Source organism: Mycobacterium sp., assembly GCF_050701675.1.
Classification (GTDB): domain Bacteria; phylum Actinomycetota; class Actinomycetes; order Mycobacteriales; family Mycobacteriaceae; genus Mycobacterium.
This window is the reverse complement of record NZ_JBOGDD010001304.1, coordinates 1-7,260: the sequence shown is the minus strand read 5'-3', so window position 1 is coordinate 7,260 and position 7,260 is coordinate 1. Positions and strand designations below refer to the sequence as shown.

The 7,260-nt window shown below is 67.4% G+C and carries 7 protein-coding genes; 4 read left to right on the top strand and 3 right to left on the bottom strand.

Annotation, left to right across the window (positions count from 1 at the left end; translation table 11 throughout):
- The 3 genes from ACRDUX_RS40205 to ACRDUX_RS40195 all read left to right on the top strand — a co-directional run.
- Positions 1-794 (top strand): ATP-binding cassette domain-containing protein (locus tag ACRDUX_RS40205; RefSeq protein ID WP_526423030.1); only part of this gene is annotated, 794 nt, incomplete at its 5' end.
- Complete coding sequence (locus tag ACRDUX_RS40200) at positions 794-1,879, top strand: ABC transporter permease (protein WP_526423028.1); 1,086 nt, start codon at positions 794-796, stop codon at positions 1,877-1,879. The genes ACRDUX_RS40205 and ACRDUX_RS40200, both read left to right, overlap by 1 nt.
- A complete protein-coding gene (locus ACRDUX_RS40195; RefSeq protein WP_526423026.1) occupies positions 1,876-2,964 on the top strand; it encodes an ABC transporter permease in 1,089 nt (362 codons plus the stop codon). The genes ACRDUX_RS40200 and ACRDUX_RS40195 overlap by 4 nt, the downstream gene beginning before the upstream one ends.
- 14 nt (positions 2,965-2,978) lie before the next feature.
- On the opposite strand, the gene ACRDUX_RS40190 is transcribed toward ACRDUX_RS40195, so the two are convergent.
- The 3 genes from ACRDUX_RS40190 to ACRDUX_RS40180 form a co-directional block, all read right to left on the bottom strand.
- Positions 2,979-3,983, bottom strand: a complete 1,005-nt coding sequence (locus tag ACRDUX_RS40190; RefSeq protein WP_526423024.1) for an LLM class flavin-dependent oxidoreductase — start codon at positions 3,981-3,983, stop codon at positions 2,979-2,981.
- 15 nt (positions 3,984-3,998) lie between these two features.
- Positions 3,999-5,411, bottom strand: a complete 1,413-nt coding sequence (locus ACRDUX_RS40185) for an amidohydrolase family protein (protein ID WP_526423022.1) — start codon at positions 5,409-5,411, stop codon at positions 3,999-4,001.
- Positions 5,412-5,691: 280 nt separating this feature from the next.
- On the bottom strand, positions 5,692-6,177 hold the full coding sequence (locus ACRDUX_RS40180) for a M23 family metallopeptidase (RefSeq protein WP_526423020.1): 486 nt from the start codon (positions 6,175-6,177) through the stop codon (positions 5,692-5,694).
- 296 nt (positions 6,178-6,473) lie between these two features.
- On the opposite strand from ACRDUX_RS40180, the gene rpsB reads away from it, so the two are divergent.
- On the top strand, positions 6,474-7,260 hold a 787-nt coding region (rpsB, locus tag ACRDUX_RS40175), incomplete at its 3' end, for a 30S ribosomal protein S2 (protein WP_526423018.1).

Below are 7,260 nucleotides of genomic sequence, written 5' to 3'. Positions count from 1 at the left end.
CCATGATGGTGGGCCGCGAGGTGGTGCTGAGGACACAGCGCCAGGTGGTGGTGGCGGGGCCGACGGTGCTGAGTGCACGTGGACTCACGTTGCGGGGCTACCGTGCCGATCGTGTCCTCGGCCCGATCGACCTCGACGTGCACGCCGGCGAGGTGGTCGGTATCGCCGGTGTCGAGGGCAACGGGCAGACCGAACTCGCCGAGCTACTGGCCCGGCTACGCACCCCGTCGGCGGGGACGGTCACCGTAACCGCCCCGGCCCACGGTGAGCGGCCAGGGCGCACGGCGGTGATCGCCGAAGACCGCCACGCCGACGGCCTTGCGCTGTCACTGTCAGTGGCCGACAACCTGATGATGCGCGCCGTCGGCCAGGCCCGGTTCCGCCGGTTCGGGGTGCTGCGTTCCCGCGAGATCCGGGCGCACTGCCGAGAGTTGATGCAACGCTTCAGCATTCAAGCTCCCGGCGCGGATGCGCCCGTCGAGCAGCTCTCCGGCGGCAATCAGCAGAAGATCGTTCTGGCCCGCGAGCTGCACGACGCTCCCGACCTGCTGATCGCCGCCCAGCCAACCCGCGGCCTTGACGTCGGGGCGATCGAGTTCGTGCACGCCCAGATCAACGCCCACAAGGCGGCCGGTGGCGCGACGGTCCTGTTCTCCGCTGAACTCGACGAGATCTTCGCGCTGTCCGACCGCATTGCGGTGATGTCCGATGGCCAACTTCACGAGATCCCGGACGCGGGCAGCGTCACCCGCGAACGCATCGGTGAGCTGATGGCCGCGCGGAGCGAAGGCTAGTGCGCATCAGCTCACTGCGGGGCCCACTGGTGAGCGTCGCCGCCGTCATCCTGGCACTGGCGATATCCCTGGCCGTCATAGCCTGCACCGGCGTGCCGGTCGAGGCTGCCGTCGCGGCGATGTGGGACGGCGTGTTCGGCAGTCCGGCCCAATTCGGCTCCACTCTCACCAAGTTCATCCCACTGGTGCTTGCCGCGCTCGGCTGGGTGATCGCCTTCACCGTCGGCAGGCTCAACGTCGGGCTGGAGGGTCAGATTCTGGCTGGCGGCACCGCCGCCGCGGTGGTGGGGTTGTCGCTGCGCGACCTGCCCATGGCCGTGCACCTGCCGCTCGCGGTGCTCGCGGGTGCGTGCGGTGGCGCGCTGTTGGGCGGCATCGCGGCATGGCTGTGGGCGCGCTGCGGGGTCAACGACTTCATCGCGACCCTGCTGCTCACGCTGATCATGGTCCAGGTGGTGTCGTGGCTGGCGAACGGCCCTCTGGAGGAGCCGACGGGCACTCTCGGGCAGAGCGCACCGGTCGCGCCGTCGGCGCGGTGGCCGGTGTTGCTGCCGCACACCATACTTCGCGCCGACATCGTCCTGGTGGTCGTTCTGGTGGCGGTGGCCGCCTTCGTCGTGCGCCACACCGTGGTCGGCTACCGGTTGCGCCTGACGGGCGCCAATCCCGCAGCCGCCCGTGCGACCGGTACCAGAACCACGGCCGTCGGGGTCTGGGCACTGTGTGCGTCGGCCGCGTTGGCCGGGGTGGCCGGTTCCTCGCTGGTGCTGGCTTCGCCTGCAGGCAACCTCGCGCCAGGGTTCTCCGCCGACTACGGTTTCGACGGCATCGTGGTGGCGATGCTCGCCAGGAACTCACCGCTGGGCTGTGTCCCTGCCGCGTTCCTGCTTGCCGCGCTGCGTCAGGGAGGCGGCCTGCTCGAAGCCCGCGAGGGTATCTCCTCTGGTCTCGTCACCGCCACCCAGGCCATCGTAATTCTGCTCGTCACCGGGTCGGCCTGGTATGTCGAGAAGCGGAGCTTCCGGACCGGCACTGGCCGGCGTACCGCTCCACTCGAACCACTGGTGCAGGAGGCTCGGTCGTGAACCCATTCGACGTGGCGCTGCTCGCTGCCGCCGTACGGCTGTCGCTGCCGCTGATCCTTGCGGCGTTGGGCGAGTTGGTGTCCGAGCGGGCTGGGGTGATCAACATCGGTCTCGAGGGCATGATGCTGTTCGGCGCATACGCGGGGTTCATCACCGCCTACGCCACCGGCAGCGTCACGCTGAGCCTCGCCGCCGGAATCGGCGCCGGTCTGGCCGCAGGCGCGATCATGGCGTTCGCGTCGGTAAACCTGCGTGGCGATCAGATCGTGGTGGGCGTCGCGATCAATCTCCTCGCCGCGGGCCTCACCATGTTCCTGTACCGGCTGCAGTTCGAGGGGGCCCAGCCGACCACCGTGCGGATGGAACCCTTTGCGGTACCGGTGTTGTCGAGCATCCCAGGGATCGGCCCTGCGTTGTTCAACCAGCTGCCGCTGGTCTACCTGGGGTATGCCCTGGTCCCAGCTGTCGCGTTCCTGCTGTACCGGACTCGCCACGGGCTGATGTTGCGGGCTGCGGGGGAGAAGCCGGTGGTACTGCACTCCGTCGGGGTCAGCGTCGTCCGCGTGCAGTGGAGCGGGGTGCTCACCGCGGGCGCGCTCGCTGGTCTGGGCGGGGCCTTCCTTTCGGTGGGGCAAGTCGGTCTGTTCGCCGAGAACATGACCGCGGGACGCGGCTTCCTCGCCCTGGCCGCCGTCGTGTTCGGACACTGGCGACCCTACGGCGTTGTCGCCGCCTGCTTCGTCTTCGGTTTCACCGATGCACTCCAATTGCGTTTGCAATCCATGGAATCGCTGCCCGCTCAGGTGTGGGGCGGGCTGATCGTCGCCGGCGTCGTCGTCGTGCTGTTCGCGGTGTGGCGGTTGACGCGCCCGCAGGTGCGTGGGCGGTGGACGATGTTGTTGGTCGGCGTCGTCTGTGCCGTCGGCGGGGTGACCGGCGTGATCGCGACGCCCGCCCTACAGCTTCCGTCACAGTTCTGGCTGTGCCTGCCCTATATCGCGAGCTTGCTGGCCCTGGCCGGTTCGTCTCGCGGCACCAAGGCGCCGACGATGGTGGGCCGCCCGCTGGAGTCCCTGGGGCGCTGACGGTGCGCCGACCGTCAGTCCAGGTGGCCCTCGGCGCGCAGGCACTCGGCGAATGCGGAGACGGTGGCCAGCCTGGTGGTGGTGTCACCGCCGAGCGGGAAGACCGTCATGGAATCCACGCCGAGCTCGGTCAAGTTCCGAATGTGTTCGCGCGCAGCGGCTCTGTTACCCGAGAGGGACATGCGGCGGACGAAGTCGGTGGGCAGCAGCTCGGCGGCCTTCGCCGCTTCCTGGAACTCACCGCCTGCATACTGGCGGCGCACCTCGGCGACCAGTTCCGCCGACAGCCCCGCCAGCTCGCAGTACACCGGTGCGGTCATCGGGAACCACGCCGCGATCGTGCGGCCCGCGGCCAGCGCGGTGTCCTCGTCCTCGTCGATGGCGCCGTAGGCGAACACGGTTATCTCCGGCCGTTTCGACCGCCCCGCGGCCTCGACGCCCCTGTCGATGTGCTTGAGCGCGTAGGCGATACCGTCCGGGTGTAGTCCGGCCAGCAGGATCACGCCGTCGGCGATGCGTCCGGCGAGTTCCAATGTCTTGGGTCCGCTCGCGGAGACGTAGATCGGGATGTCGGTACGGGCGGGGAGGCGCATGTGCGCGTCCTCGAGCGCGAACCCGCGGGCGGTCATCGTGACGTGCTCACCACTCCACAGTCGGCGCGTCGCGGCGACGGAATCCTCCAGCAGCGCGAGCTTGGCGGGGCGCAGGCCGAGTGCCTCCAACGGTCGATCGCCGGCACCTATGCCGTAAATCGCACGCCCGCCGGAGATCTCGTCAATCGTCGAGATGCCCACCGCGCCCAGCGCCGGATGCCGGGTGACCGGGTTGGTGACCGCGGTGCCGAGCTGGATGTGGGTGGTGTTCATCGCCGCCAGCGTCAGGTACGCGTAGCAGTACCGCGAGTGCAGGGACGAGTCCGTGAGCCACAGGCACCGCATCCCGGCATCTTCGACGTGACGGACCATCGACACGAATTCGTCCGGTGCATATACCGGCTGGAGGGTGACGCCACCGTACACAGATAAGCCCTTCGTCTACAGGACCGGCCAGGCCGGCTGGGGATCAATGCCGATCTTGGCCAGGATGCGCCGATCGGTGCGCTTGACCTCCTCGCGGAGTGCGCCCTCGTCGAAGATGGTGCTCTTCTTGTCCTGCAACACGATCCGGCCACCGATGAGCACGGTGTCCACCGAATGGCCGGTAACCCCGTAGGCCAGGTTGGCTATCGGATTGTGCAGCGGGCGCCAGTCGTAGTCGTTGGTGTCGAAGACCACGATATCGGCCTGCTTGCCGATCTCCAGTGATCCGGCCACGTCGTCGAACCGCAGCGCGCGTGCCCCGCCCAGGGTGCCCATCTCCACGGCGGCCTCCGCGCTCACCGCGTTGGGATCGCACCGGGCGTCGCGGGGCAGCAGTGCCGCGAGGTAGATCGCCCGGCAGATGTCCTGATGGTTCGAGCAGTTCTCGGCATCGGTGCCCAGGCCCATCGGCACACCGGCGGCGAGCAACTCCGGCCACCGACCATGGGCGGTCGTGCCCTTCGCAAGCTTGAGCGCCGTGCTCGGATTCTGTGAGACGGTCGCACCGGTGTCGGCGATGGCGGCGACGTCTTCCAGATCGAGGCTGGTTACGTGGTTGAGCAGGGTGTACGGGTTCAGCGCCCCGATGGTCGCGCAGTGCCGGACGGGCCGTTCCCCGAACACCTTCAGCTCCAGCGCCACTTCCCGTTCACTGGTCGACTTGTGCTGCACGGCCAGCGTCCTGGTCTCTTCGGCGATGCGAGCCGCAGCGACTGTCAGCTTGTCCGAGCAGGTCGTCACGCCTTCGATCGTCGCGGCAGGCCGGATGCGTTCGTTGCCGAACTTCTCGACGATCTCGATGCCCTCCTCGAGTCGGCGGATCGCGGCGTCGGTGTCCAGTCGAAGCCAGTCGGGCAGCGATTCGGTGCCACCCGAGCCCTCCTGATCCCATGTCCACAGGCCGATTCGGGCCCGCATGCCCGACTCGGCGATGGCCTCCAGAACGGCGTCGATGTGGTTGCAGCCCGGTTCCTCGAACAGCGTCGTCCCGTTGCGGATCATCTCGGCCGTCGCGTGGCGTGCGTACACACTCATGTCCTCGGGATCGAGTGAGGCGAACGACGGATAGATGAATCGGCGCAACGACTCCAGCGTGCTGCCGCCCTCGGGCATGGCGCCCTTCGCGCAACACAGCAAGTGGCGGTGGCCGTTGACCATCCCCGGCATGACGACGGCGTCGGGGCGGTCGATCCTGCTGTCGGCCACGTATCGTGCCTGCACGTCGGCCGCCTTGCCGACGTCGACGATGGTGCTACCCGTGACGGCGATGGCGCCGTCACGGAAGATGCGGCGTTCGGCGTCGACCGTGATCACCCAGCCCGCATTGATGATGAGATCACAGCGGATCGGGGGACTGGCCTGACTCATCGCGCCTCCATCGTCTTCACGCATCCGATCGCAACGGCAATGACTGGTATGAGATCTCAAAATGGTTCATACCATCGGTAGCCGTTAGCGAGCACATTAGTACAGCGGCACGCATCGCGCTGTCCGTAGTTGAAGAATCCCACATAGTGGCATGTCAGCGCGTGCTTGGCGCACTGCGCCAGAGCTCGAAGGCCTTGCCGGTGATCTTGAGATCTTGAGATCGCAAAGTGACACGAGGTGTCACGAATTCGCGATTCCGGCCTCGCCGCACGCCGGTGGGTCAGCCAGCCAAGGGCTTGAGCCGGATCGGCGTCGTGGCGACCAAGCCCAGGGGGTCGACGTAGTCGGCTCTCGAGGCAGGGCCCCACATCGCACCCCAGTGCAGGCATGCGCCGCAGCCGGGGTGGCCGGCCACCAACTCTCCGAGCGCACTGCCCCCGTCGACGAGCTGGCCGACCCGTACGGCCGCGCGCACCGGTTCGTAGCTGGTGCGCAGGCCACCTGGATGGGCAACGGACACCACCGGCCGGCCCGCCAGCTCGCCCGCGAAGACCACGGCGCCCGGCGCGGACGCGTACACCGTCTGACCCGGCGTTCCGGCGAGATCGACGCCCCGGTGGCCGCGATTCCAGTTGGGAAACGGAGCGTCGAAGATCCGGACGACCTCTGGTCGCGGTCGAAGAGGCCAGTCCAGCCTGCCGTCGTCGGCGTGAACCGGTGCCGCCATGATGATGCCGACGGCCGCCAACAGCGCGAGAATTCTCATCCGCCCAGTTCAACGCCCCAACGGCAATCAGGGAAGGGCACTAGCCCAGGGTTGTGGACAACACCGCCGCTGTGGACGAAGCACGCATGTCAACGGTGTAAACTCAGTCCTGCAACTCGCATCAGCGGGTTGACTTCGCGCGCCTGTGCCGCGGCCCCGTTCCTTCAAGGTCGCACACGCGTGCCGGGTGGTCCCTTACTCGGGAATTCTCGAGAAGGGTCCGGCAGGCAACAGACGCCAGGGTTCGGCATCACCTGACGCCGGACGGCAAACTACAAATGAAAGCTGGGCAAAACATGGCCGTAGTGACCATGAAGCAGCTGCTTGACAGCGGCACCCACTTCGGGCATCAGACCCGTCGCTGGAATCCCAAGATGAAGCGGTTCATCTTCACCGACCGCAACGGCATCTACATCATCGACCTGCAGCAGACGCTGACCTACATCGACTCGGCGTACGAGTTCGTCAAGGAAACCGTCGCCCACGGCGGCAGTGTCATGTTCGTCGGTACCAAGAAGCAGGCCCAAGAGTCCATCGCCGACGAGGCCACCCGCGTCGGGATGCCCTACGTCAACCAGCGCTGGCTGGGCGGCATGCTCACCAACTTCCAGACCGTGCACAAGCGCCTTCAGCGAATGAAGGAGCTCGAGACCATGGAGCAGACCGGAGGCTTCGAGGGCCGCACCAAGAAGGAAATCTTGATGCTGACCCGCGAGAAGACCAAATTGGAGCGGTCCCTCGGTGGTATTAGGGACATGGCCAAGGTTCCGTCGGCAGTCTGGATCGTCGACACCAACAAGGAGCACCTCGCGGTCTCCGAGGCCCGCAAGCTGAACATCCCGGTCATCGCGATCCTCGACACCAACTGCGATCCCGACCTCGTCGACTACCCGATTCCGGGCAACGACGACGCGATCCGCTCGGCCGCGCTGCTCACCAGGGTGATCGCGGCTGCGGTCGCCGAGGGCCTGAAGGCCCGTTCCGGTGCGGGTGGCGGCGGCGACAAGCCGGCCGCCGAGGGTGCCGAGCCGCTGGCCGAGTGGGAGCAGGAACTGCTCGCCACCGCGACGGCACCGGCGGCTG